Below are 24,913 nucleotides of genomic sequence, written 5' to 3'. Positions count from 1 at the left end.
AACGGCGTAGCCGCTTCCGGGTCGAATCGACTGGGGGTATAGCTCAGCTGGGAGAGCGCTTGCATGGCATGCAAGAGGTCAGCGGTTCGATCCCGCTTACCTCCACCAACGAAAGCAGGCGCGTCGTTCGAGGGCGATGAAGGATCAGTCCCCTTCGTCTAGAGGCCTAGGACACGACCCTTTCACGGTTGTAACAGGGGTTCGAATCCCCTAGGGGACGCCAAGTTCGGTCGCGCTTGCGCAGCAATGCGGAAAGCGACCACCGCGCGGAGCGGTAGTTCAGTTGGTTAGAATACCGGCCTGTCACGCCGGGGGTCGCGGGTTCGAGCCCCGTCCGCTCCGCCAAATACCCCGCACGGGCTGGTTCGCAAGAACCAGCCCGTTTTTCCTGGGCTGTCGGGATGTTGCGGGCCGGGCGGGTCAGCCCTGGCGCGACGCGGCGAAGCGCTCGAACCAGGCCAGGCTGCCGGGGTTGGCCATCGCGTCGCGCTGCACCACGCGGTGCACGGGCTCGCCCAGCAGCAGCCGCTTGATCGGCACCTCGAGCTTCTTGCCCGTCAGCGTGCGCGGCACCTCGGGGATCGCGACCACCGTGTCGGGCACGTGCTTGGGCGACAGCGCGACGCGGATCGCGGCGCGCAGGCGCGCCACCAGCGCCTCGTCGAGTTCCGCCCCCGGCCGAAGCACCACGAACAGCGCCATCCAGGACTCGCGGCCGAGGTACTCCAGGTCGACCACCAGGCTGTCGGCCACCTCCGGCAGGGCCTCCACGGCGCCGTAGAGCTCGCCGGTGCCCATGCGGATGCCGTGGCGGTTGATCGTGGCGTCCGAGCGGCCGTAGATGATGGCGCCGCCGCGCGGCGTGAACTCGATCCAGTCGCCATGGCGCCAGACGCCGGGGTACATGTCGAAGTAGCTCTCGCGCAGGCGGCGGTCGCCGGCGTCGTTCCAGAAGCGCAGCGGCATGGACGGCATCGGCTCGGTGCAGACCAGCTCGCCCACGCGGCCCGTGGCGACCGCCTCGCCATGTTCGTCCCAGGCGTGGACGCTGGCGCCGAGGCAGCGGCACTGCATCTCCCCCGCGTACACCGGCAGCGTGCAGTTGCCGGCCACGAAGGCACTGGCGATGTCGGTGCCGCCGGAAATGGGCGCGATCCAGATGTCGGGGCCGCATGCGCGCTGCAGCCACTCGTAGGCCTGGGTCGGCAGTGGCGATCCCGTGGAGCCGATCGTGCGCAGCAGCGGCAGGCGACCGCCCGCGCGCGGCGACACGCCCGCCTTCATGCAGGCCACGTGGTAGGCCGCGCCGGCGCCGACGAAGGTGGCGCCCGCGGCGTGGGCGAAGTTCCACAGCGCGTCGGGCCCGGGCCAGCCGGGGCTGCCGTCGAGGATGCACACCGTGGCGCCGGCCAGCAGGGCGCCGACCTGGCAGTTCCACATGATCCATCCGGTGCTGGAGTACCAGTGGAATCGGTCCTGCGCGCCCACGTCGTTGTGCAGCGCGCCGAGCTTGAGATGCTCCAGCACCACGCCGCCGTGCCCGTGCACGATGGCCTTGGGCGCACCGGTGGTGCCGGACGAATAGACGACCCACAGCGGATGGTCGAACGGCACCGAGTCCACCTGCAGCGGCGCGTCGCCCGCGATGGCATCGACCCAGTCCATGGCATCGGCATGGGCCGACGCCGTCACCTCCGGGTAGGGCACGGCGATGAACGTGCGCACGCTCGGCAGCGCCGCGCGCAGCGCGGCGACCACCTCGCGCCTGTCGTGCACCTTGCCCGCGAAGCGATAGCCGTCGGACGCGATCAGCACCTTGGGCTCGATCTGCCGGAAGCGGTCCACCACGCTGGCCACGCCCATGTCGGGCGAGCACAGCGACCACACCGCGCCCAGGCTGGCCGTCGCCAGGAAGGCGACGACGGCCTCCAGGCGATTGGGCAGGCAGGCCACCACGCGGTCGCCCCGTTCGACGCCGGCGTCGCGCAGGGTGCGCGCCAGGGCGCCCACCTGGCGTGCCAGCTCGGCCCAGGACGTCTCCTGCAGCGCGCCGTGCTCGTCGCCGGCCAGGACGGCGGGCCGCACGTCGGTGGCATGGCGGAACACCTGGTCGACGTAGTTCAGGCGCGCCTGCGGAAACCACACGGCACCGGGCATGCGCCGCTCGACCAGGGCCGGGCCGTCGCCAGCGTGGCCGCGCACGTCGAAGTAGGCCCAGATCGAGCGCCAGAACGCGTCGGGCTCGCGCACCGACCAGGCCCACAGGTCGTCGTAGCCGGTCAGCCGCAGGCGGTACGACCGCGACAGCCAGGCCTGGTAGTCGGCGATGCGGGCGCGGCGCACGCGGTCCTGCGAAGGCCGCCACAGCGGCGCGGGCGCCGCAGCGCCGGGATCCGGAGGCACTGCGTCGTTCAGCACTCGACGATGTTCACCGCGAGGCCGCCGCGCGCCGTTTCCTTGTACTTGGTCATCATGTCCGCGCCGGTCTCGCGCATGGTCTTGATCACCTTGTCCAGGCTGACGAAGTGGGTGCCGTCGCCGCGCAGTGCCATGCGGGCCGCGTTGATGGCCTTCACGCTCGCGATCGCATTGCGCTCGATGCAGGGGATCTGGACCAGCCCGCCCACCGGGTCGCAGGTCAGGCCGAGGTGGTGCTCCATGCCGATCTCGGCCGCGTTCTCCACCTGCGCCGGGGTGCCGCCCAGCACGGCGCACAGCGCGCCGGCGGCCATGCTGCACGCCACGCCCACTTCGCCCTGGCAGCCGACCTCGGCGCCGCTGATGCTGGCGTTTTCCTTGTAGAGGATGCCGATGGCGGCGGCAGTGAGCAGGAAGTCCACCACGCCGGCGTCGTTCGCGCCGGGCACGAAGCGGTGGTAGTAGTGCAGCACGGCCGGCACGATGCCCGCCGCGCCGTTGGTGGGGGCGGTGACGACGCGGCCGCCGGCGGCGTTCTCCTCGTTCACCGCCAGCGCATACAGGTTCACCCAGTCCAGCACCTGCAGCGGGTCGCGCAGCGCGGCTTCCGGGTTGGCGGTCAGGCTGCGCAGCAGGTCGGGCGCGCGCCGCTTGACCTTGAAGCCCCCGGGCAGCACGCCGTCGGTGCGGCAGCCGCGGGCCACGCAGGCCTGCATCACGCCCCAGATGCGCATGAGCCCGGCGTCGATCTCGGCGTCGGTGCGCCAATGGCGCTCGTTGGCCCGCATCAGCTGCGCGATCGTCAGGCCCTCGCGCGCGGTGGCCTGCAGCAGCTCCTCGCCGCTGCGGAACGGATGCCGCAGCACCGTCGTGTCGGGGGCGATGGCCTTCTGCCGGCTGCCGTCGGCGGCCACCTCGTCGCTGACGACGAAGCCGCCGCCCACGGAGTAGTAGGTGCGCTGGCACAGCTCGGCCCCGGCGGCGTCGAAGGCCAGGAAGCGCATGCCGTTGGCATGGAAGGGCAGCGACTCGCGGCGGTGAAAGACGAGGTCGGCCTTCTCGTCGAAGGCCACGTCCGCGCCGCCGGCCAGCACGATGCGGCGGTCGGCCCGGATGGCGTCGAGCAGGGTCGGGATTGCGTCCACGTCCACCGAGTCGGGTTCGTGGCCGGCCAGGCCCAGCAGTACGGCCTTGTCGCTGCCGTGGCCCTTGCCGGTGGCGCCGAGCGACCCGTACAGCCGTGCCTGCACGCGCGCCGTGCGGGGCAGCAGGCCGTCGGCCGCCAGGCGCAGCGCGAACATGCGCGCCGCGCGCATCGGCCCCACGGTATGCGAGCTGCTGGGCCCGATGCCGATCTTGAACAGGTCGAAGACGCTGACTGCCATGGTGCGGCGATGATAGGCCCGGTGCGGGGCCTCAGCGCGAGAACAGCAACTGCACCAGGCCCAGGCTGATCACCGGGAACATGAGCAGCAGCACGGTGCGCAGCGCGTCCCAGGCCAGGAAGGGCATCACGCCCTTGTAGGTCTCGTTCATCGGCACGTCCTTGGCCACGCCGTTGACGACGTAGACGTTCAGGCCCACCGGCGGCGCGATCAGGCCGAAGCTCACCGTCATCAGCACCAGGATGCCGAACCAGATCGCCTTGGACTCCGGGTCCAGGCCCATCAGCGGCAGCTGCATCACGGCCGGGAAGATGACCGGGATGGTGAGCAGCATCATCGACAGCTCGTCCATCACCGCGCCCAGCAGCACGTACAGCAACAGCACCGCGCCGACGATCAGCAGCGGCGATACCGGCAGGTGCCCGACCCAGTTGGCCACCGCCGTGGGCATCTGCGTCAGTGCCAGCGACGCGTTGATCATGTCCGCCCCAAGGAAGATCATGAACACCATCGCGCTGGTCTCGGCGGTGCCGATGAAGCTGGTGCGGATGCCGGCCCAGCCCAGTTCGCGCTGTGCCAGCCCGGCCACGAAGGTCGACACCGCGCCGACGGCCGCGCCTTCGGTGGGCGAGAACACGCCGCCGTAGATGCCGCCGAAGACGATGAGGAAGATCGCCACGATCGGCCAGATCGCCAGCAGCGCCTTCCAGCGCGCGGCCCACGGCAGCGGTTCGGACGGCGGCGCCAGGTCGGGGTTGCGGCGGGCGATCAGGCCCACCACCACGATGTAGCCCAGCATTGCGAGGAGGCCCGGCACCATCGCCGCGGCGAACAGCTTGGCGATGTTCTGCTCGGTGAGGATGGCGTACACCACCAGCGGCACCGACGGCGGGATCAGGATGCCCAGCGTGCCACCGGCCGCCAGCGTGGCGGTGGACAGCCGCCCGTGGTAGCCATGGGCCTTCATCTCGGGATAGGCCACCTGCGTGATCGTGGCCGACGTGGCCACCGACGATCCGCACACCGCGCCGAACGCACCGGCGGCCAGCACCGAGGCCATCGCCAGGCCGCCGCGGATGTGGCCCACGAACGCCGCCGCTGCCTGGAACAGCGCTCGCGACAGGCCACCCTGGGTGGCGAACTGCCCCATCAGCAGGAACAGCGGGATCACGCTCAGGTCGTACACCGTCAGCCGGGCCACCGACGAGCCCTTGAGTTGGTTCAGCAGGGCCATGTCGTTGGTCATGACCCAGTAGCCGAGCGCTCCGGGGATGAACATCGCCGCCGCGATCGGGATGCGCAGCGCCATCAGCAGCAGCATGCCGCCGAACATCGACAGGCCGATGGTGGTGGCGGTCATGAGCCGGCGCCGATCAGTTCGTCGGGCGAGCGGCCGCGCAGCTGCAGCGACGCCTGCACCAGCGCCACCAGCGCCGCCAGCGCCAGGCCGGGCGCGAGCGACGCATACACCCACCACATCGGCAGGCTCAGGATCATCGATGTTTCCGACGCCTCGCGCACCGCGACCGCGCCGACCGTCGTGCGCCAGGCGAGCAGCGCGCACATCGCCGCCACCAGCAGACTGCCCAGCGCGTCGAGCGTCAGGTTGGCCCGCGCCGGCAGGCGCTGGGTGAAGAAGTCCACGATGATGTTGCCGCCGCGCAGCTGGCACCACGGCAGCGCCAGCGAAATCGCGAGGGCGACCGCGAACTGGGTCAGCTCCACGTCGCCCTGGATCGGCCGCGACGTGGCCGTGCGCAGCACGATGCTGGTGACCACCATCAGGCCCGCCCCGAGCGCGACGGCCGAGCCCAGCAGGGCGAACGCGGCGGCCACGCGCCGAAGCAAGGACAGCATCGAACCTCCTCCAGGGCTGCGGCCGGCGGCCGCAGCCTTGCCCTCTAGCGGGCTACTTCTTGTACTTGACGAGCAGCTCGCGCGCCTCGGACAGCAGCGCCTTGCCGTTGGCGCCGCGCTTGTCCATGTCGGCCACCCACTCGTCGTACAGCGGCGCCGTGGCCTTGATCCAGTTGTCCAGTTCGCTGGCCGGGATCATGTACAGCGTGTTGCCACGGTCCTGCGCCGCCTTGCGGCCGGGGGCGGCGCTGTTGTCCCAGATCCTGCCGATCTGGCGCGACAGCTCGGCGCCCGAGTTGTTGTCGATCACCTTCTTCAGGTCGGCCGGCAGGCTGTCGTACTTGGCCTGGTTCATCGCGAAGATAAAGCCGGCGCTGTAGAGGGCCGGGCGGCTCGGGTCGGTCTCGCTGGTGAACTTGACCAGCTCCTGCAGCTTCAGCGAGGGCATCACCTCCCACGGCAGCAGGAAGCCGTCGATCGTGCCCTTGCTCACCGCGTCGGGGATCGCCGGCAGCGGCATGCCCACCGGGCTGGCGCCCAGCGCGGCCAGCAGCTTGTTGGTCTGCCGGGTCGGCGCGCGCATCTTCAGGCCCTTGAAGTCGGCCATCGTGCGCACCGGCTTCTCGCGCGTGTGGACATAGCCTTCGTCATGGACCCAGGTGGCGAGGATCTTGGTGCCGGGGAACTCCTTCAGCGCGTTCTTCTGCAGGTAGTCCCAGGCCGCGCGGGCGCCGACCTCGGCCGAGTTCGTCATGAAGGGCAGCTCGAAGACCTCCATCGTCGGGAAGCGGCCGGCGGTGTAGCCCGGCAGCGTGATGACGATGTCGTCCACGCCGTCCTTGACGCGGTCCACCAGCTGGGGCGGCGTGCCGCCGCCGCTCATCGATGGCAGCACCTGGCACTTCAGGCGGTTGTTCGATTCCTTGGCGATCTTGTCGCACCACGGTGCGATGACGTTTACCGAGGCCATGGCCTGCGGGTTCCAGATGTGGTGGAACTTGAGGGTGATCTCCTGGGCTGCGGCGGGCAGGGCAAAGGCCGCGGCCACGAGGGAAAGGGCGAAGCGCTTGATCGTCATGTGAGGTCTCCGGTGGGATGGATTCAGCCCCAGACTTCGGCCGCGGTTTCCACCACGAGCCGGAGCTTGTTGCGTTGTGCTTCAACGGCGATGTTATTGCCGTGGACCGTACTGGAAAACCCGCACTGCGGGCTGAGGCAGAGCTGGTCGAGCGGGGCGTACTGCGCCGCCTCGGCGATGCGGCGCTTGAGCGAGTCCTTCGTCTCCATTTCGCCGAACTTGGTGGTCACGAGCCCCAGCACGACGATCTTGCCCGGCTTCAGGAAGCGCAGCGGCCGGAAGTCGCCCGAGCGGTCGTCGTCGTACTCCATGAAGTAGGCGTCGAGGTTCATCTCGGACAGCAGTGCCTCGGCCACCGGCTCGTAGTTGCCGCTGGCGGCATGGGTGCTCTTGAAGTTGCCGCGGCACAGGTGCATGGCCAGGGTCATGCCGGCCGGCTTGAGCGCCACCACCTTGTTGATGAACTGGGCGTAGCGGTGCGGCAGCTCGTTGGGGTCGTCGCCGCGCTGGCGCGCCGCCTCGCGCATCTTCTCGTCGCACAGGTAGGCCATGTTGGTGTCGTCCATCTGCACGTAGCGGCAGCCCGCGTCGTACAGCGACTTCAACTCGTCGCCGTAGGCGCGGGCCACGTCGTCGTAGAACACCGGGTCGAGCTCGGGGTAGGCGTCGCGGCTGATGCCGGCGCGGCCGCCGCGGAAGTGCAGCATCGTCGGCGACGGGATCGTGACCTTGGGCGTGCAGCCGGGGGCCAGCTGGTCCACCTGCGACTTCAGGTATTCGAAGTCGGCGCGCTGGATGTCCTTCACGTGGCGCACCTTGTCGACCACGCGCATCACCGGGGGCGCCAGCTCCTCGGTGCCGTCGGGGCGCCTGATCGTCACTGGAACGTCGGTCTTGACGCCCCCGATCTGTTCCAGGAAGTCGATGTGGAAGTAGGTGCGGCGGAACTCGCCGTCGGTGATGCTCTGCAGCCCGCAGTCGCGCTGGAAGGCGACGATCTCGGTGATCGCCCGGTCCTCCACCTCGCGCAGTTGTTGGGCGGTGATCTGCCCGCGCGCCAGGGCCTCGCGGGCTTCGAGCAGGTACCGCGGGCGCAGGAAGCTGCCGACATGGTCGGCGCGAAAAGGTGGGTTCAGGCTCATCGAGCGGTCTCCTTGTCTCGGGGGGGATCGGGGGGCGCGTCCGGCCGCCAGGCGGAGTCGATGACGATGCCGCCGCCGGTCACGCGCGACACGCAGGCGCACAGGCGCCGGTCGGCGGCCTGCTCGTCGCGGGTCATGAACACGTCGCGGTGGTCGATGCGGCCCTGCACGTCGAGCACGTCGACGCAGCACAGGCCGCACTCGCCCCGCAGGCAGTCCGCCAGGCAGGCGACGCCGTGGCGCTCCAGGGCTTCCAGAAGGCTCTCGTCGGCGCCCACCGTGAAGCGCAGTCCATGGCGCGGCGCCTCGACCCAGAACGGCTCGGCGGGCCGCTCGCCGCTGGTGCCGAAGGTCTCGAAGCGCAGCCGCTGCGGGGGGCGGCGCGCCCCGGCCCAGGCCGCCTGCAGCGCATGCAGCAGGCGTACCGGGCCGCAGGCCAGCAACTGGCCGTCGGCAGGCAGCGCGGCGATGAGTGCCGGCAGGTCCATCCGCTCGCCGCGTTCGCCGGCATGCAGCTGCAGCCGGTCGCCGAGTGCGGTACGCAGCGCGTCGGCATAGACGAGGTCGGCCGCCGCATGCGCTGCATAGGCCATGCGCACGTCCGCGCCGCGCGCGGCCAGCACCTGCGCCATGCCCAGCAGCGGCGTGATGCCGATGCCGCCGGCCACCAGCAGCGTCGGGCGCGTGGCGGCGGGCAGCTCGAAGTGGTTGGCGGGCGACTGCAGCCGCACCGTGTCGCCCGCGGCCAGCGTCCACATGAACGCCGAGCCGCCGCGACTGGCGGGCACGCGCTTGACCGCGATGCGCCAGGGTGCGTCGGGCGAGGGCAGGCCGAGGAGCGAATAGCGGCGTTCGGCTCGGCGCCCGCCTTGCAGCACCACCTGCACGCGCAGGTGGCTGCCCACGGTCCATGACCGTTGGGGGCCGGCGGGCTCGATCGCGATCTCGCGCACGGTGGGCGACAGGTCGCGCACCGCGAGCACGCGGGTCTCGAACCCCGGCGGCTGGCAGACCGTGGCGTCGTGGCTCATTTCCCGGGCCGGATCAGGCTGGCCCCCGGCACGCGCTGCAGGGCGCGCCGGTTTTCCAGGGCGTCGGCGAGGTTGCGCTGCGCGTTGCGCGCATGCTCGCGCGCCAGCGCCTCGGCGCGCGCGCCTTCGCCGCGCTCGATCGCGTCGATCAGCGCGCGGTGCTGGTCGTGCGCCAGCAGCAGCCGGTCGCGTGCCCGCGGGCCCTGCGAGTCGGCCATCACGAAGCCGTTGGGCGACGCGAACGGCAGCGCGGCCACGCGCTCGACCTGACGCCGCACCAGCGGGCTGCCGGCCATCCCGGCCAGCAGCGCATGGAAGCGGGCGTTGTGTTCGCCGTAGGCGGCAAAGCTGGCCGGAGTCAGGCGCGGCGCGGCCAGCAGCTCGTCGATGCGGGCGATGCAGTCCCGCGCCTGCGCCAGCAGCTCGGGCGCCACGCCGCGCTCGGCCGCCAGCCGCGCGGCCATGCCTTCCAGGGTGCCGCGCAGCTCGATCGCGTCGTGGATGTCGGACGCGGTGAAGTGGCGCACCACGTAGCCGCCATTGGGCAGCGGCTCCAGCAGCCCTTCCTCCTGCAGACGGGCCAGTGCCGCACGGATCGGCGTGCGCGACACCGCCAGCCGCTCGACCATGGCCAGTTCGGCGATGCGTTCGCCCGCCGGCAGCGCGCCGCCGACGATCAGCTCGCGCAGGCGCAGCAGCGCACGCGCGGTCTGCGAGGCGCCGTCGTCACCGCCCCGCGGCGTTGCGGTGCGGGCGCGCGGAGCCTTCGGCGCGGTGGGCGCCAGGGATTCAGCGGCGGGCATGGTGGCCGTGCGGGCAGGGCGCGGTCATCGGGCGGGTCAGGCCGCGGGCCGCAGCGGGATCACGGGGCGGCCGGGGGTGCCGCCTTCGGCGGCGATCAGGCCGTCGATCAGGCGCCGGGCCCACAGCGAGCCGGCGTCGATGTTCAGGTTGTTGAAGTCGCGGCCGGGCCGCGCGTCGATGGCGCGCTGCTGGGCTTCCAGCACCAGCTCGTCCTCGCGAAAGATGCGCGCGACGCCCTCGCGCAGCTCGTGCGTCAGCCGCTGCTCGTGCGTCATGTAGTTGCGCGCGAAGGCCCAGAAGTAGTGGCAGGTGGTCGCGGTCTCGGGCGTCACGGTGTTGATCACCATGCCGTTGACGCCGCGGCTGCGGTCGCCGCCGCGGGCGCCGCTGCCGGCCTCGGCCACGCCGACGTCGATCGCGATGGTGCAGGGGGCCTCGAAGCGGATGATCTGCCAGCGGTCGACGCGGCCGGTCCAGCCGCGCGCCTGGCGGATCTGCGCGGCCCAGAACGGCGGCGAGGCGATGTTCTCCATCCAGCGCGTCACGGTGGCGCTGCGGTCGCCGTGCGTGGCCACGAACGGGGCCTCGGCCACGGCCCGGTCGCCGATCGACCCGCCGTGCACGAAGGTCTCGTGCGTCAGGTCCATCAGGTTGTCGAGCACGAGGCGGTAGTCGCACTTCACGTGGATCAGTCGGCCGTCGGCCGCCCACGCCGGATCGTGGTTCCAGTGCAGGTCGGGCACGCGGGCCGGGTCGGCCAGCGCGGGATCGCCGGGCCAGACCCAGACGAAACGGTGCCGTTCCACCACCGGATAGGCGCGCACGCAGGCCGACGGGTTGATCGTCTCCTGCGACGGCATGTGGGTGCACAGGCCTTCAGAGTTGTATACAAGGCCGTGGTAGCCGCAGACGACCTGATCCCCTTCGAGGCGCCCCTGCGACAGCGGCAGCAGGCGGTGCCAGCAGGCGTCCTCGAGTGCCACGGCCTGGCCGTCTTCCCTGCGGTAGAGGACCATCGCGTGGCCGCAGACGGTGCGCCCGAGCAGTTGCCGGCCGCACTCGGTGTCGTAGGCGGCGGCGTACCAGGCGTTGAGCGGGAAGGTCGACATGTCGGCGTTTCTGTATACAACGCCGATTCTGCCTGCCCCCGGCGGGCGGCAGGGGCCGATGCGATCGGGGTTTGCCCGGGGCGCGGTCAGCGCGGCGTGCCGCCGGCGCGGGGCCACGCCACGAGGCCGGTGGCCAGCGCGGTGCCGGCCAGCACCACCGCCCCGCCGGCGAGCATGGCCGGCGTGATGCGCTCCCCGAGGAACAGCGCGCCCCAGGCCACGCCGAACACGGGGATCAGGTAGGTGACGCTGATGGCGCGCGACGCGCCCAGCCGCGCGATCAGGCGGAAGTACAGCAGGTAGGCCAGGCCCGTGCACAGCGCCGCCAGCGCCGCCACCGCAGCCCAGCTGCGCGGCCCGGGCATCTGCGCCGGCCAGGCCCAGGCGGCAGGCAGGGCCAGCACCACGGCGGCGGCGAGTTGGCTGCCTGCCGCGAGGGCCATCGGCGCGACGCCGCGCAGCCTCGCCCGCGCGTAGTTGGCGCCGAAGCCGTAGCACAGGGTCGCTCCGAGGCAGGCCGCGATCGCCACGCCGGCGCTGACGCCGTGCTCGCCCGGGCGCAGGCTGGCCTGGTCCCAGGCCAGCAGCACGACCCCGGCGAAGCCCAGCGCAAGGCCCGCCACTCGCGACGCCGTCAGGCGCTCGCCGAGCCAGGCCGCGGCGATCAGCGCGCCCCACAGCGGCGCGGTGGCATTGAGCACCGCCGACAAGCCCGACTCGATGGCCAGCGCGGCCACGCTGTACAGCAGGAAGGGCAGGGCCGAGTTGACGACGCCCACCAGCGCGATGCCGCGCCAGTGCGTGCGCAGCGTGTCCAGCTGCCGCTGCCAGGCCAGCAGCGGCAGCAGGCACAGCGCCGCGCCGGCCACCCGCAGCAGCGTCAGCGCGATGGGGCCGAACTCGGCCGCGCCCAGGCGCATGAACAGGAACGACGCGCCCCACAGCGCGGCCAGCAGCAGCAACTCCAGCAGGTCGATCGGTCGCATGGCAATGTTTCCCGGCGTCAGGCGAGCAGCACGCCTTCGTGCACCAGCAGCCGCTGCTTGCGCGGCAGGCCGCCGGCATAGCCGGTGAGCGACCCGTCGGCGCCGAGCACGCGATGGCAGGGCACGAGGATGGACACCGGGTTGCGGCCGACGGCCGTGCCGGTGGCGCGCGGCACGGCGGTGGGTCCGACCGCGGCCGCCACCTCGCCGTAGCTGCGCGTGCGGCCGAAGGGGATGCGCAGCAGCGCCTGCCACACCGCGCGCTGGAACGGCGTGCCGTGCAGGTCCAGCGGCACTGCGCCGGGCGCGGGCGGGTGGCCGGACCAGTAGGCGTCGAGCCAGCGCCGTAGCGACTCGATCGCGGCATGGCCGGGCTGCTGCGGCAGCGCCGGCCGCGCCGCGTCGCGCTCGGGGTCGTCGAACCACAGCCCGGCGACGCCGCGCGCGGTGGCCAGCGCGAGCAGCGGCCCGACGGGGCTGTCGAGCCGGGCCTGCGCCTGCAGCGGCACGCCCTGGAAGGCCTGCTGCAGCGTGCGCGTGGAACTGAGCGTCGCCCCCGCGGGGCGTGTCGTCGTGGGGTTCATGGTCACCTCCGGGTTCAGGGCGCGGCTTCGAGCGACTGCCACAGCCGCATCACCGCGTAGGAGCGCCAGGGCCGCCAGGCCTCGGACAGCGCGGCGACGCGCGCCGCATCGCGCGTGCCCAGCGCGTTCATCACGCCGATGTCGGTGGCCGGAAAGGCGTCGGGCCAGGCCAGCGCGCGCATCGCCACCAGCTGCACCGTCCACTCGCCGATGCCCGGCAGCGCGCGCAGCGCGTCCAGCGTGCGGGCCAGCGGGGCGCCCCGATGCAGCTCGATGCGGCCGCTGGCGACTTCGCGCGCCAGGGCCTGCAGCGCCGCGCCGCGCTGTCGCACGATGCCCAGCGCGCCGATCTCGTCGAGGCCGGCCCGCGCCAGCCGTTGCGGCGACGGGAACAGGCGCGTCAGGTCCGCGAACGGGGTCACCAGCGGTTCCCCGAAGCGGTCGACCAGGCGCGCGGTCAGGGTGCGCGCCGCGGCCACGCTGACCTGCTGGCCGAGGATCACGCGCACCGCGATCTCCCAGCCGTCCATGCCGTTGGGCACGCGCACGCCGGGCGGCCCGGGCAGCGAGGCCAGGGCGGCGTCGACCGCCATCGGGTCGGCGTCGAGATCCAGACCCTGGCGCAGCCGCTGCACCACGGCGCCCAGCGCCGGCACCAGCGAAGGCGAGACGACCAGTTCCACCTCGTCGCGGTCGGGCAGGAACCGGCCCGCCAGCCAGCCCGTGATGCGGCGCCCCTGATGCTCCCAGGCCAGGGTGCGGCGCAGGCCGTTCACCGCCGTGTCCACCGCCTCGACCCCGGCCACCTGCCGCGCCGCGAAGAAGCGCACCACGCCGGCCTTGTCGTAGGGCGGGCGGTAGGCCAGCCGCAAGGTCGGCCCGAGGCCCGCGCGTTGCGGGTCCGGCACGGCCGTGTCGTCCCTTTGCCGGCGCAGGTCGCCGGGTGCGAGCCGGTAGCGTTGCCGGAAGGCGGCGTGGAAGCGGCGCTGGCTGCCGAAGCCCGAGGCCAGGGCCACGTCGGCCACCGGCAGCCGCGTGTCGGTCAGCAGTTGCTTGGCCAGCAGCAGCCGCTGCGTGGTCAGGTAGTCCAAGGGCGCCACGCCGTGCGCGGCGACGAAGATGCGGCGCAAGTGGCGGTCGGTGACGCCGAGGCGGCCGGCCACGTCGGGCACCGACACGGCCAGCCCGTCGCGTGCGGCGGCATCGAGCATGCGCGCAGCGTGCTGCGCCAGCACGTCGGGCGAGTCCACCAGGGCCAGGCCGGGCGCCTGCTCGGGGCGACAGCGCAGGCAGGGACGGAAGCCCGCCGATTCCGCGCTGGCCGCGTTGGCGAAGAAGCGGCAGTTGCGACGCATCGGCGTGCGCACCCGGCACACCGGTCGGCAGTACACGCCGGTGGACGTGACGCCGACGAACAGCCGGCCGTCGAAGCGCGCGTCGTGAGCCACCAGCGCGCGGTAGGCGCCGTCCTCGTCGAGTGCCGGATCGTGCAGCAGCATGAAGGCATGATAGGTGCCGGTGGCCGCCGCAGTAGCCGTTTTCGGACCTGAGGATGCCGCCGTCACCACCATCGCCACGCCCCTTCTGGAAGGCCCGCCCATGAGTTCCCTGCGCCAGCGTTTCGGTCGTCCCCTGCGGCTCGGCGTCGTCGGCGGCGGCCCCGACTCGTGGATCGGCCGCATGCATCGCGGCGCTGCCGAGTTCGACGGCTGGTGGCGCGTCGTGGCCGGCGTGTTCTCGTCCGACGCGGCACGGTCGCGCGCGGCCGGACCGCTGCTCGGGGTCGACGCCGGCCGCAGCTACGGCAGCCTGCAGGAGCTGCTCGCGGCCGAGGCCGCGCGCGACGACGGCATCGAGGCCCTGGCGATCATGACGCCCAACGACAGCCACTACGCCTGCGCCGCCGCGGCGCTCGACGCGGGGCTGGACGTGATGTGCGACAAGCCGGTCACCGAGACCCATGCGCAGGCCCTCGACCTGGCCCGGCGCGTGCGCGACGGCGGCCGGCTGCTGGCGATCGCGCACGGCTACTCGGCCTACCCCATGGTGCGTCACGCGCGTGAGCTGGTGGCGTCGGGCGCGCTGGGCGCGCTGCGCCTCGTGCAGGTGGAGTACATCCAGAGCGGCATGGCCACGCGCCTGGAGGACGGCCCGCTGACGCCGCGCCTGCGCTGGGTGCTCGACCCCGCGCGCAGCGGCCAGGCCCTGGTGATGAGCGCCATCGGCTGCCATGCGCAGCACCTCGCGTGCTTCGTCGCCGCGCAACCGGTGGCGCGCGTCGCGGCCGACTGCGGCGCGCTGGTGCCGGGCCGCCGCGTCATCGACCACGTGTCGGCCCTGCTCGAGTTCGGCGACGGCGCGCGCGGCACCTTCACCGCGACCCAAGCCGCGGCGGGTGGCGAGAACGACATCCGGCTGCGCGTCTACGGCGAGAAGGGCCTGCTGGAGTGGTGGCACCGCGAGGCGGGCTATCTGCGGCTGAACCTGCAGGGCGAGCCCCAGCGCATCGTCGGGCGCGGCGATGCCGGCCTGTCCGCCGAGGTGGCGGCCGCGGGACGCACGCCGCGCGGGCATCCCGAGGGCCTGCGCGAGGCGTTCGCCAACCTGTATGCCGAGCTGGCCCAGGAGCGCATCGAGCGCCTGCTCGGCCTGCCGGTGACGTCGCGTCCGTATCCGCGCATCGAGGACGGCGCCCATACCATGGCCTTCATCGAGGCCTGCCTCACGTCCCGGCGCGAAGGGCGCTGGGTGGACGTGCCCGCCGCCTGAACCGGCTACATCGCCTTGAACAGGTGGACGTAGGCGCGGCTGACGGGCAGTTCGCGGTCCACGCCCTTGAGGCGCACGAACAGGCGGCTCGCTTCGTCGCGCCGCGTGCCGGCGAGGTGCTCCACGTTGACGAGGGTGGAGCGGTGCACCTGCCAGAACTGCGCCGGGTCGAGCTGCGACGCCAGCTCGACGATCGGCGTGCGGATCAGGTGCTCGACGCCACCGGCGGCGTGCACCACCGTGTACTTCTCGTCCGATTCGAAGAACAGCACGTCGCGCACGTCGACCTGGTGCACCAGGTCGCCCACGCTGGCCCGGATCCAGCGCAACGGGGCCGCAGCCGCCGGTCTGCCCGAGGCGAGCAGGCGCTGCAGGGCGTCGGCGAGGGCGGCGCTGTCGGGCGCGGGCTCGCGCTGCGCGATCGACGCCCTGATCTTGTCCAGCGTGCGGGCGACCCGATCGTCCTTGGCCGGCTTGAGCAGGTAGTCGAGCGCGCTCCGGTCGAAGGCCTCGATCGCATAGGCGTCGAAGGCGGTGACGAACACCACCTTGGTGGCCGCGTTCTCGATGCCCTGCGCGACCTCCAGGCCGGTCAGCCCGGGCATCTGGATGTCCAGGAAGGCCACGTCCGGCGCATGCTGCCGGATCGCGTCGGCAGCCTCGATCCCGTTGCGGGCCACGGCGACGACCTGCAGTTCGGGCCACAACCGGGCCAGTTGCCGCTGCAGGGCCTGGGCCAGGGGGGCTTCGTCGTCGGCGATGACGGCGGTGGCGGGCACGGGGGTCGGGGTGGAGTTCATGTGCAACGTGTCGGAAGCGGCCCGGGGCCGCGTCAGGGCAGGGCGTCGATCGGGATCCGCAGTGTGACGCGGGCACCGGCGTCGGGGCGGATGTCCAGGTCCAGCGCGGCCGTTTCACCGTAGCGGGCGGCAAGGCGCTCGCGCAGGTTCTTCAGCGCCACGCCGTTGCCCGGCGGGCCGGCGCGACGCACGGGGGCCGTGCACTGGCCGAGGCCGTCGTCGGTCACGTCCACCACCAGCGAGCCGCCCTCGCGGCGCGCGGCGATCCGCACCGTGCCGCCCTCGACCTTGCACTCGAGCCCGTGCTGGATGGCGTTCTCGACCAGGGGCTGGATCAGCAACGGCGGCAAGGTCGTCTGGCGCAGCGCCGCGTCCGACACGTCGATGGAGAAGGTCAGACGGTCGCCCATGCGGTGCTGCATGAGCGACAGGTAGGCCTGCGCGAGATCCAGTTCGTCGCCGAGCGTGCTGTCGGACGTGCGCAGCTTGCCCAGCGAATTGCGCAGGTAGTCGATGAACGCCTCCAGCATCTGCCGCGCCCGGGCGGTGTCGACGTCGATCAGGCTCAGCACGGTGCCCAGGGTGTTGAACATGAAGTGCGGCTCCATCTGGCCCTGCAGCAGGCGCAGCTGAGCCTCGGTGGCGCGCTTCTCGGCGTCGATCTGGCGCGCCTTGGCGTCGAAGTGCACGTAGAAGAGGCTGCACACCAGCAACGAGAACGCCACCGACGCCATCACCGTCACGGGGCGGTCGAACGGGTACCAGCCCTGCGCTCCGACCAGCCAGGACCCCAGCGGCCAGCCGATCATCACCCCGATCAGCGGCACGCCGCCGAAGAACAGTGCGCGCTGACCGGTGCCGAAGCGCCGGATGCGCGCCTGACCCACGAGGCGGGTCGCGATCGCGAACAGCACGTGGATGACGACGCCGATGGTCAGCGCCACCACCTGATTGATCAGGAACCAGTACCACAGGCCTTCCGCGCTGGGCAGGGAGCCGCCGCGCATCAGGCGCATGGACAGCCCGAGCACGAAGAAACCGAACCCCACGCCGGCGCTGAACAGCAGGGTCCAGACCCACTGCAGCCATCCAGGGCCCGCCACCGGCAATTCGCTGCCGTACCAGGAACGGATCGAGGCCTTGAGGAGGGAGCGTTCGACTTGCATGCCAATCAGTGTAGGCAGGCCACCACAGGCCACGCCCCCCACCGGCGACGGATCGACAGCCGGCGCGACGAATCGCAAGTCGACACCGGGGCGCTGCCTAAAATGGTCCGCATCCCAGTCAGGAGCCCGTGTCCCATGCAAGCCGACGCCACCATCTTCAAGGCCTACGACATCCGGGGCATCGTCGGCAGGACCATCGACGAGACCTTCGCCGAGCACCTCGGGCGCGCCTTCGGCTCCGAGGCGGTGGCGGCCGGCGAGAAGGCGGTGGCCGTGGGCCGCGACGGGCGCCTGTCCGGCCCGGGCCTGGTGGCCGCCCTGATGCGCGGCCTGGCCTCCACCGGGCTGGACGTGGTGGACCTCGGCGCCGTGACGACGCCGATGCTGTACTACGTGGCGGCCACGCGCGGCCGGCACGGCTGCCGCTCGGGCATCCAGGTCACCGGCAGCCACAACCCGAAGGACTACAACGGCTTCAAGATGGTGATGGCCGGGCGTGCCATCTTCGGCGCGGAGATCCAGGCGCTGCGCCAGCGCATCGAGCAGGAGCGCTATACGAAGGGCAAGGGCCGCATCGGGCGCATGGACATCACTGCCGAGTACACCGCCCGCATCGCCGGCGACGCGAAGCTGGCGCGGCCGATGAAGATCGTGGTCGATTCCGGCAACGGCATCCCCGGCGCCACGTCGCCGCAGGTGCTGCGCGCCCTCGGTTGCCAGGTCGACGAGCTGTATTCCAAGGTCGACGGCGACTTCCCGAACCACCACCCGGACCCGAGCAAGCCCGAGAACCTGGCCGACCTGATCCGCCGCGTGCAGAGCACCGACGCCGAGCTGGGCATCGCCTTCGACGGCGACGGCGACCGGCTCGGCCTCGTCACCAAGGACGGCCAGATCATCTACCCCGACCGCCAGCTGATGCTGCTGGCCACCGACGTGCTGACGCGCGTGCCGGGCGCCACGATCATCTACGACGTCAAGTGCAGCCAGCGCCTGGGCCCGGCGATTCGCGCCGCCGGCGGCGTGCCGATGATCTACAAGACCGGCCACTCGCTGATCAAGGCCCGCATGGCGGAGATCAAGGCGCCGCTGGCCGGCGAGATGAGCGGCCACATCTTCTTCGGCGAGCGCTGGTACGGCTTCGACGACGCCACCTACTGCGCCGCCCGCGTGCTGGAGATCCTGTCCCGCTCGAAGGACCCGAGCGCGGTGCTCAACGCGCTGCCCACCAGCTTCAACACGCCCGAGCTCAACGTGCCCTGCGCCGAGGGCGAGCATCACCGTCTGGTGACCGAGTTGCAGGCGCGCGTGGCCGACGGCCGGCTGGCCTTCCCCGGCGCGGAGATCAGCACCATCGATGGCCTGCGCGTGGACTGGCCGGACGGCTTCGGCCTGATCCGCGGCAGCAACACCACGCCGGTGCTGGTGCTGCGCTTCGAGGGCCACACGGCGCAGGCCCTGCACCGCATCGAGGACACGATGATGGCAGCCCTGCGCAGCGTCAAGCCCGACGCCAAGGTGGCGGCCGCGGCGCACTGACGCGCCAAACCCCCAGGCGGGAACCGTCCTGATCCGCTGGATCTACTCCCAACTGCTGCGCCTGCTGACGCCGGCGTACCTGGCACGCCTGTGGTGGCGCGGGCAGCGCGAGCCGGTGTACCGCAAGCGCATCGGCGAGCGCCTGGGCCTGTATGCGCTGCCGCCGCGGCGCGGCAAGGGCGGCGTGGTGTGGATCCACGCCGTGTCGTTCGGCGAGACCCGCGCGGCCGCCCCGCTGGTGGAAGCCCTGCGGCGCGAGTTGCCCGGGATGCGGCTGCTGCTGACCTGCAGCACCGCCACCGGCGTGCAGGCCGGCCTGGACCTGCTGCGGCCCGAGGACGACCAGGCCTGGTTTCCCTACGACACGCCCGGGGCGGTGAAGCGCTTCCTCAAGCGCTACCGGCCCGCGGTGGGCGTGATCATGGAAACCGAGGTGTGGCCGAACATGATGCACCTCGCGCGCGAGCGGCAGATCCCGATGGTGCTGGCCAATGCGCGGCTGTCCGCGCGCAGCCAGCGCAAGGGCCGGCGGCTGGCCCGGCTGCTGGTGCCGGCGCTGACCAGCTTCACGCGCATCCTGGCCCAGACTGCCCGCGACGCGCAGCGCCTGCGCGAGCTCGGCGCGCGCTCGGTCGAGGTCTGCGGCAACACCAAGTTTGACGTGACGCCGCCGGCCAAGATGCTCGCCCGCGGCCACGAGTGGCGGCAGAGCCTGACGCGCAGCGTGGTGCTGATGGCCTCGAGCCGCGAGGGCGAGGAGGAGGGCCTGTTCCACGCCTGGCGCGGCCTGCACGAGCCGCGGCCCCTGCTCGTCGTGGTGCCGCGCCATCCCCAGCGCTTCGACGAGGTGGCGGCCCTGGCGCAGAGCGTGGGCTTCACGGTGGCGCGGCGCAGCAGCTGGGAGGACCGGCCGCACGAAGCGGCCTTCCAGGCCGATGTGTGGATCGGCGACTCGATGGGCGAGATGCCCGTCTACTACGCGGTCTCGGACGTGGCCCTGCTGGGCGGCAGCTTCGCGCCGCTGGGCGGGCAGAACCTGATCGAGGCCGCCGCCTGCGGATGCCCGCTGCTGATGGGCCCGCACACCTTCAACTTCGAGGAAGCGGCGCAGCTGGCGATCGAGTCGGGCGCGGCCGCCCGCATGAAGGACGTCGGCAGCGCCGTGCGCCGCGCCGCGGCCCTGGTGCACGATCCGCGCCGCAACGAATGGGTCGAGCAGGCGCTGGCCTTCGCGCAGTCGCACCGCGGCGCCAACGAGCGCATGGCGCAACGCATCGCGCTGCTGCTCACCGGCCTGGACCAGCGCCCCTGAAGGCCGGGGTCAGGCCAGCACCGGCACGGCGCGCAGGCCGTCGCTGCCGGGCAGGATCGACCGCCCGATCGCGGCGGTCGGCACCCGCAGGTGATCGGCCAGCACGCCCTTGACCACGGCCCGAAGGTCGGTCGTCACCCGCAGGTCGCGGCCTTCATGGCGCTGGGCGCGGGCCAGGCCCGGCCAGTCGGCCAGCACGCGGCCGCCGCGCACGGCGCCGCCGGCCACGAAGGCCGCACCGCCGGTGCCGTGGTCGGTGCCGAGGGTGCCGTTGATCGCCACTTCGCGGCCGAACTCGGTGGCCACCAGCACCACGGTGCGGGCCCAGGCCGTGCCCAGCGCGTCGCGCAGCGACGCGAGCCCGGCGTCCAGACTGCGCAGGTTGCCCGCCAGGGCGCCATTGGGGTTGGCCTGGTTGGCATGGGTGTCCCAGCCGCCGAGTTCGAGCACGGCCACGCGCGGGCCGCGGGCCGCCGCGAGCATCTCGCCCGCCTTGCGCGCCAGCGCCTGCACCGCCTGCCGGCCCTGCGGGTTGCCGATCCCTGCCGCCATGCCCGGCTGCTCGCGCAGGCCACGCGCCCGCGCGAGCGCTTCGCGCAGGGCCGGGTCGCCGGCATAGAGCATCTCGAGCCGGGCCACGAGGTCGGGCGTGGGCTCGGGCAGCACCGAGGGGGCCCAGGTGTCGACCTGGTCACTGCCGCGCAGCACCAGCGGCACGGCCGTCGTCAGGGCCAGGCCGGTGAAGCGGGGCGCCTGCCCCTGCGCTGCCAGCGTACGACCGAGCCAGCCCGTGGCCAGCTCGTAGGGACGGCTGCCACCGGACTCGAGCACTTGCTGGGCGTCGAAGTGGGATCGCTCGCGATAGGCCAGGCCCACGGCGTGCAGCACGGCCAGCTCGCCCTGCCGGTACATCGCGTGCATCGAGGACAGATGCGGATGCAGCGCGAACGGCGTGTCGCCCAGCGGCAGGGGGGCGCCGCCGAAGTCGGCCAGCGCGCCGCGCGCCGAGGCGAAGTCCGGGTCGCCCGTGGCGGGCACGGCCGACAGGCCGTCCATGCCGCCACGCAGCAGCACGAACACGAAGCGAGGATCGTCCGGCGCCGAAGCCTGCGATGTCTGGGCCAGCACGCCCTGGACAGGCAGGGCGGCCAACAGGCCGGCGGCGGAGAGGAGTCGGCGTCGGGACGTCATGGTCGGGCTCCGTTCAACGGCGCTGGAACTCGGGGGCGAGCAGCAGCAGGGCCAGGGCCTGGGGACCGTCGGCGGCCCGCGCGATCTGGCGCGCGGTGGCGGCGGACAGCAGCGGGCCGAGGCTGGACTGCGCCAGGGCGCGCGCGTCGACCTGGGCGCCGGCGCGGTCGGCCAGCCGCGTCACCCACTCCACGCGCTTCCAGACCGCGTCCGGCCCCAGCCACTCGTCGGCGGCGTCGGGCCAGCCGGCGGGTGACGGCGCGGCCTGGACGCGTTGCCCGAGCATCGAGATGCCGGCGTCGGGCTGGCGCTCGAAGGCGCGTGCGCCCAGCTGCAGCAACCGCACCGACGAGACCACCATCTCCTCGGGCGACTTCAGCTTGGCCGGCTCGGGCTGCCAGGCCTCGGGCGCCTCGATCAGCGTGCGGTACAGCGTGGGCAGGTCGCCGTCGCTGCGCAGGAAGCTGCGCTCGAGCCGGTCGACCAGGGCCGGCGGCGGCACGTCGGCCACGAAGTGGCGCGCCAGCTTGGTGGCGATGAATCGGGCCGTGGCCGGGTGCCGCGCCAGATCGGAAAGCGCGCGCGGCAGCGCGTCGGCGCCCGCGCCGTAGGTGCGGCCGAGCAGCCGCTTGTCGCCCGGCTCGTGCCAGTCGGGTTCGAAGCGGGTCGGGCTCGCGGTGCCCATCGGCGCGATGTCGGCGGCGTTCGCCCGGCGCGGCGGCGCCATGTCCGGCGCGTACACGTAGGCGGGCGTGCGCCAGCCGGTGAGCACGGCCGCGAACGCCGTCACGTCGGCCTGCGTGTAGTGGCCTGCACGGGCCGCTTCGGCGCCGAGCGTGTGCAACTCGAGGATCTCGCGCGCCAGGTTCTCGTTCAGGCCGAAGGCGCGCGGCAGGCTGCCGTCGTCGTTGCGCTGCGCCCGCGTGCGCCGGCGGGCCACGACGGAGTTCGGGCCGGCCGACTGGTCGTTGTCGAGGTAGCGCAGCATGCCCGGGTGCAGGGCCGCGGCGCGCAGCAGGTCCTCGAAGCGGCCGCCGATGTGCGGGCGCACGGCTTCGCGCTCGAACGCGCCGGCCAGGCCGCGCGCGCTGGCCTTGGCCATCGACACCGTGAAGTGATTGCACCAGAACAGCGCCAGCCGCTCGGCGAACGGCCGCGTCGTCGTGGCGGCCGTGCCCAGGCGCGCCCGCGTGTCGGCCTGCACCAGGGCACGGAAGTGATCGCCGAACTGCTGTTCGCCCGAGCGCGTGTCGGCCATCGCCGCGCCGCCCGTGATGGACGGCTGGGGCTCGGGGCGCTGCCGGCGCTGCTGGACGAATTCCGCCATGCGGCGCAGGCCGGTGGCGGCGTCGGCCAGGGTGTGTCCGGCCGGTGCGGTCTGCGCATCGGCCGGGCCGATCTGCGACGCCAGCCAGCCGCGCGGGTCGCCCTGCACGGCGGTGTCGATGCGGGCCTCGCCAAGGCCGAAGCGGTGGGCGGCGATCGCCGCCTGCAAAGCGGGGCTGCTCATGGCCGGTTCCTCGTTGCGGTCGCGAGGCTAACGGCAAAACGGCGCCGTGCGTTGAAGCGAACGGCGCCGTTTACCGAGCTTTACGCTCGGGCCGGTGCTACTTGGCAAGCAGCGAGTTCACCGACGTCACGTCGGCCGGCTGCAGTGTGCCCGCCGCCTGGCGCAGGCGCAGGCTGGCCAGCAGCGAGTCGTAGCGGGCCTTGGACAGGTCGCGCTGCGTGTTGTAGAGGTCGCGCTGGGCATTGAGCACGTCGAGGTTGACGCGCACGCCGACGCGGTAGCCGAGCTGCGTGGCCTCGAGGGCCAGCTTGCCTGAGGCCTCGGCGGCTTCGAGCGCCTTGGCCTGCGCCTGGCCGGACTGCACGCCGAAGTAGGCCACGCGCGTGCCCTGGGCCACCGAGCGGCGGGCGGCTTCCAGGTCGTTGCGCGACTTCTCCTCCAGCACCAGCGTCTCCTTGATCCGGTTCTGCACCGAATAGCCGGAGAACAGCGGGACGTTGACCTGCACCCCGATCGAGCCGGTGGAGGTGGTGCCGCTGCTGCCGCCGGAAACGCTGGCGCGGCTGGAGCCCAGGCTGCCCACGGCGTCCACGGTGGGCAGATGGCCGGCACGCGCCTTGTCGGTTTCCAGGCGGGCGATCTCCATGCCCAGCTGCGCACGGCGGATCGAAGGGTGGCCCGCCTGCGACTGCGTCACCCAGTCTTCCACGTTGGCCGGCGCCACCGCGGGCAGCGCCACCGGCACGGCCAGCGGGCGCGGTTCCACGTTGGTGCGGCCCACCAGCACGTCCAGCGCGATGCGCTTGGCGCGCAGGTCGTTGTCGGCGGCGATCTCCTGCGCCGCGCCGATGTCGAAGCGGGCCTGCGCCTCGCGCGTGTCGGTGATGGTGGCGGTGCCGACCTCGAAGTTGCGTCGGGCCGACGCGAGCTGCTCGCCGGCCGCCTGCTTGTTGGCCTGCGTCGCGGCCAGCGCGTCCTTGGCCACCAGCACGTCGAAGTAGGCCTGGGCCACCCGGATGATCAGGTCCTGCTCGGCGGTCTGCAGGTCGGCGCGGGCGATCTCGAACGTGCGCTCGGCCTGCGACACGGTCGCCAGGTTGGACTTGTTGAACAGCGGCTGCCGGCCGGTCACGGTGACCGCGGTGGTGGTGGTGCCGAAGCTCGAGCCGGACGGGTTGGCGGTCGACGGCGGGGGGTCGGTCTCGGCCCGCGTCAGGCTGCCGGTGAGGTTGGCGCTGGGCCGCTGCAGCGCGCGCGACTGCTCGAGCCGGTACTGCGCCGAGTCGGCCAGCGCCCGCGCCGCCAGGTAGGTGGCGTCGTAGGCACGAGCGGCTTCGTACAGCTCCTGCAGGCTCTGGGCGCGCGCCGGCGCGGCGGCGATCAGGCTGGTGGCCAGTGCGGCCAGGAGCAGGTTCAGGGGGCGGGGCATGGGGGGAGATCCTCCGGGGTGTCTGTTGCGGCTCGCGGGTCAGCGCGGGTTGTAGCCTGGGGGGGCCGGACGCGGCGAGCGCGCTGCGACGAGATGCGTGTTCGGGGCGGCGAACTGCAAACGCTAGAAGCTGAAGCGGGAGGGCTCGCCGAAGCCCGACAGCCGTGGCGCGACGGTGTCGAACAGTTCCACCCGCTTCCACTGATGCTCCGCCACGCGCGTGATGTGGACCGCCCGCATCACCGGCTCCTGGCCCTCAACGCCCACCAGCCGGCCACCCACCTTGAGCCGGGCCAGCATGGCCGACGGCACCTCGGCCACCGAGCCGGACAGCACGATCGCGTCGAAGGGCGCTTCGCTGGACACCGGTTGCGAGCCGTCGGCCTGACCCACCAGCACGTTGCCGATGCCGGCCCGCTGCAGGTTGGCGCGGGCCATGGCGGCCAGGGCGGGGCGGATCTCGAGCGAGACCACCTGCTGGGCCTGGTGCGCCAGCAGGGCGGCCATGAAGCCCGAGCCGGTGCCCACCTCGAGCACCCGCTCGTGCCCGGCGAGTTTCAGTTCCTGCAGCAGCCGCGCCTCGACCTTGGGCGCGAGCATGCACTGGCCTTCGGGCAGCGGCACTTCGGTGTCGACGAAGGCCAGAGAGCGGTACGCGGGCGGCACGAATTCCTCGCGCCGCACCGCGGCCAGCAGGGACAGCACGTTCTGGTCGAGCACCTCCCAGGGGCGGATCTGCTGCTCGATCATGTTGAAGCGGGCTTGTTCGAGATTCATGGGGACGGGGCGGTGTGCAGTGGGAA

At 72.5% G+C, this 24,913-nt stretch carries 21 protein-coding genes and 3 tRNA genes; 6 read left to right on the top strand and 18 right to left on the bottom strand.

Annotated elements, in window-relative coordinates:
• Nucleotides 1-32: 32 nt before the first annotated feature.
• The 3 genes from AC2EAQ_RS03690 to AC2EAQ_RS03680 all read left to right on the top strand — a co-directional run bounded on the left by AC2EAQ_RS03690 (nucleotide 33) and on the right by AC2EAQ_RS03680 (nucleotide 345).
• Nucleotides 33-108: transfer RNA gene (locus AC2EAQ_RS03690), tRNA-Ala, on the top strand.
• A gap of 39 nt (nucleotides 109-147) precedes the next feature.
• Nucleotides 148-223, top strand: a tRNA-Glu gene (locus tag AC2EAQ_RS03685).
• Nucleotides 224-268: 45 nt separating this feature from the next.
• A tRNA-Asp gene (locus AC2EAQ_RS03680) sits at nucleotides 269-345 on the top strand.
• A gap of 75 nt (nucleotides 346-420) precedes the next feature.
• On the opposite strand, the gene AC2EAQ_RS03675 is transcribed toward AC2EAQ_RS03680, so the two are convergent.
• From AC2EAQ_RS03675 to AC2EAQ_RS03620, 12 genes are all read right to left on the bottom strand, one after another.
• A complete protein-coding gene (locus tag AC2EAQ_RS03675) occupies nucleotides 421-2,418 on the bottom strand; it encodes an acetoacetate--CoA ligase (protein ID WP_484640401.1) in 1,998 nt (665 codons plus the stop codon).
• A complete protein-coding gene (locus AC2EAQ_RS03670) occupies nucleotides 2,412-3,803 on the bottom strand; it encodes an L-serine ammonia-lyase (protein WP_484640400.1) in 1,392 nt (463 codons plus the stop codon). The genes AC2EAQ_RS03675 and AC2EAQ_RS03670 overlap by 7 nt, the downstream gene beginning before the upstream one ends.
• A gap of 31 nt (nucleotides 3,804-3,834) precedes the next feature.
• Nucleotides 3,835-5,163, bottom strand: coding sequence for a TRAP transporter large permease (locus tag AC2EAQ_RS03665; protein ID WP_484640399.1), 1,329 nt, complete (start codon nucleotides 5,161-5,163; stop codon nucleotides 3,835-3,837).
• Nucleotides 5,160-5,660, bottom strand: a complete 501-nt coding sequence (locus tag AC2EAQ_RS03660) for a TRAP transporter small permease (protein WP_484640398.1) — start codon at nucleotides 5,658-5,660, stop codon at nucleotides 5,160-5,162. The genes AC2EAQ_RS03665 and AC2EAQ_RS03660 overlap by 4 nt, the downstream gene beginning before the upstream one ends.
• Nucleotides 5,661-5,712: 52 nt before the next feature.
• A complete protein-coding gene (locus AC2EAQ_RS03655) occupies nucleotides 5,713-6,738 on the bottom strand; it encodes a TRAP transporter substrate-binding protein (RefSeq protein WP_484640397.1) in 1,026 nt (341 codons plus the stop codon).
• 23 nt (nucleotides 6,739-6,761) lie between these two features.
• Nucleotides 6,762-7,880 (bottom strand): 5-methyltetrahydropteroyltriglutamate--homocysteine S-methyltransferase, encoded by a 1,119-nt coding sequence (locus tag AC2EAQ_RS03650; protein WP_484640396.1) that lies wholly within the window; start codon nucleotides 7,878-7,880, stop codon nucleotides 6,762-6,764.
• Entirely contained in the window at nucleotides 7,877-8,911 is a 1,035-nt protein-coding gene (locus tag AC2EAQ_RS03645) for a PDR/VanB family oxidoreductase (protein WP_484640395.1), read from the bottom strand. The genes AC2EAQ_RS03650 and AC2EAQ_RS03645 overlap by 4 nt, the downstream gene beginning before the upstream one ends.
• On the bottom strand, nucleotides 8,908-9,714 hold the full coding sequence (locus tag AC2EAQ_RS03640; protein ID WP_484640394.1) for a GntR family transcriptional regulator: 807 nt from the start codon (nucleotides 9,712-9,714) through the stop codon (nucleotides 8,908-8,910). Before AC2EAQ_RS03640 ends, AC2EAQ_RS03645 begins: the two co-directional genes overlap by 4 nt.
• Nucleotides 9,715-9,750: 36 nt before the next feature.
• On the bottom strand, nucleotides 9,751-10,824 hold the full coding sequence (locus tag AC2EAQ_RS03635; RefSeq protein WP_484640393.1) for an aromatic ring-hydroxylating dioxygenase subunit alpha: 1,074 nt from the start codon (nucleotides 10,822-10,824) through the stop codon (nucleotides 9,751-9,753).
• Between the two features lie 86 nt (nucleotides 10,825-10,910).
• Complete coding sequence (locus tag AC2EAQ_RS03630) at nucleotides 10,911-11,810, bottom strand: DMT family transporter (protein WP_484640392.1); 900 nt, start codon at nucleotides 11,808-11,810, stop codon at nucleotides 10,911-10,913.
• A gap of 17 nt (nucleotides 11,811-11,827) precedes the next feature.
• Nucleotides 11,828-12,394 carry a methylated-DNA--[protein]-cysteine S-methyltransferase gene (locus tag AC2EAQ_RS03625; protein ID WP_484640391.1) on the bottom strand — a complete coding sequence of 189 codons (567 nt, stop codon included), beginning with the start codon at nucleotides 12,392-12,394 and terminating at the stop codon, nucleotides 11,828-11,830.
• 14 nt (nucleotides 12,395-12,408) lie between these two features.
• Entirely contained in the window at nucleotides 12,409-13,893 is a 1,485-nt protein-coding gene (locus tag AC2EAQ_RS03620; RefSeq protein WP_484640390.1) for a DNA-3-methyladenine glycosylase 2 family protein, read from the bottom strand.
• A 100-nt stretch (nucleotides 13,894-13,993) separates the two neighbouring features.
• Here AC2EAQ_RS03620 and AC2EAQ_RS03615 point away from each other — a divergent pair, with 100 nt between their 5' ends.
• Entirely contained in the window at nucleotides 13,994-15,163 is a 1,170-nt protein-coding gene (locus tag AC2EAQ_RS03615; protein WP_484640389.1) for a Gfo/Idh/MocA family protein, read from the top strand.
• Between the two features lie 5 nt (nucleotides 15,164-15,168).
• Here the strand turns inward: AC2EAQ_RS03615 and AC2EAQ_RS03610 are convergent, their stop codons facing one another.
• Together AC2EAQ_RS03610 and AC2EAQ_RS03605 are read right to left on the bottom strand one after the other, a co-directional pair.
• Nucleotides 15,169-15,963 (bottom strand): LytR/AlgR family response regulator transcription factor, encoded by a 795-nt coding sequence (locus AC2EAQ_RS03610; RefSeq protein WP_484640388.1) that lies wholly within the window; start codon nucleotides 15,961-15,963, stop codon nucleotides 15,169-15,171.
• Between the two features lie 32 nt (nucleotides 15,964-15,995).
• Complete coding sequence (locus tag AC2EAQ_RS03605; RefSeq protein ID WP_484640387.1) at nucleotides 15,996-17,129, bottom strand: sensor histidine kinase; 1,134 nt, start codon at nucleotides 17,127-17,129, stop codon at nucleotides 15,996-15,998.
• A gap of 135 nt (nucleotides 17,130-17,264) precedes the next feature.
• Between AC2EAQ_RS03605 and AC2EAQ_RS03600 the strand changes: the two genes are divergently transcribed.
• Both AC2EAQ_RS03600 and AC2EAQ_RS03595 read left to right on the top strand, forming a co-directional pair.
• Nucleotides 17,265-18,668, top strand: a complete 1,404-nt coding sequence (locus tag AC2EAQ_RS03600) for a phosphomannomutase/phosphoglucomutase (protein ID WP_484640386.1) — start codon at nucleotides 17,265-17,267, stop codon at nucleotides 18,666-18,668.
• Nucleotides 18,669-18,783: 115 nt separating this feature from the next.
• Complete coding sequence (locus tag AC2EAQ_RS03595) at nucleotides 18,784-19,980, top strand: 3-deoxy-D-manno-octulosonic acid transferase (protein WP_484640385.1); 1,197 nt, start codon at nucleotides 18,784-18,786, stop codon at nucleotides 19,978-19,980.
• Between the two features lie 9 nt (nucleotides 19,981-19,989).
• Here the strand turns inward: AC2EAQ_RS03595 and AC2EAQ_RS03590 are convergent, their stop codons facing one another.
• The 4 genes from AC2EAQ_RS03590 to AC2EAQ_RS03575 all read right to left on the bottom strand — a co-directional run bounded on the left by AC2EAQ_RS03590 (nucleotide 19,990) and on the right by AC2EAQ_RS03575 (nucleotide 24,887).
• Nucleotides 19,990-21,171 (bottom strand): DUF1501 domain-containing protein, encoded by a 1,182-nt coding sequence (locus AC2EAQ_RS03590; protein WP_484640384.1) that lies wholly within the window; start codon nucleotides 21,169-21,171, stop codon nucleotides 19,990-19,992.
• 13 nt (nucleotides 21,172-21,184) lie between these two features.
• Nucleotides 21,185-22,681: a DUF1800 domain-containing protein gene (locus tag AC2EAQ_RS03585; RefSeq protein ID WP_484640383.1), complete on the bottom strand. Its 1,497-nt coding sequence runs from the start codon at nucleotides 22,679-22,681 to the stop codon at nucleotides 21,185-21,187.
• 97 nt (nucleotides 22,682-22,778) lie between these two features.
• Nucleotides 22,779-24,110 (bottom strand): TolC family outer membrane protein, encoded by a 1,332-nt coding sequence (locus AC2EAQ_RS03580; RefSeq protein ID WP_484640382.1) that lies wholly within the window; start codon nucleotides 24,108-24,110, stop codon nucleotides 22,779-22,781.
• Nucleotides 24,111-24,233: 123 nt separating this feature from the next.
• Nucleotides 24,234-24,887, bottom strand: coding sequence for a protein-L-isoaspartate O-methyltransferase family protein (locus tag AC2EAQ_RS03575; RefSeq protein WP_484640380.1), 654 nt, complete (start codon nucleotides 24,885-24,887; stop codon nucleotides 24,234-24,236).
• Between the last annotated feature and the right edge of the window lie 26 nt (nucleotides 24,888-24,913).

The sequence above is a fragment of the Aquabacterium sp. T101 genome (assembly GCF_057219775.1).
This window is presented reverse-complemented; position numbering and strand designations above follow the sequence as displayed.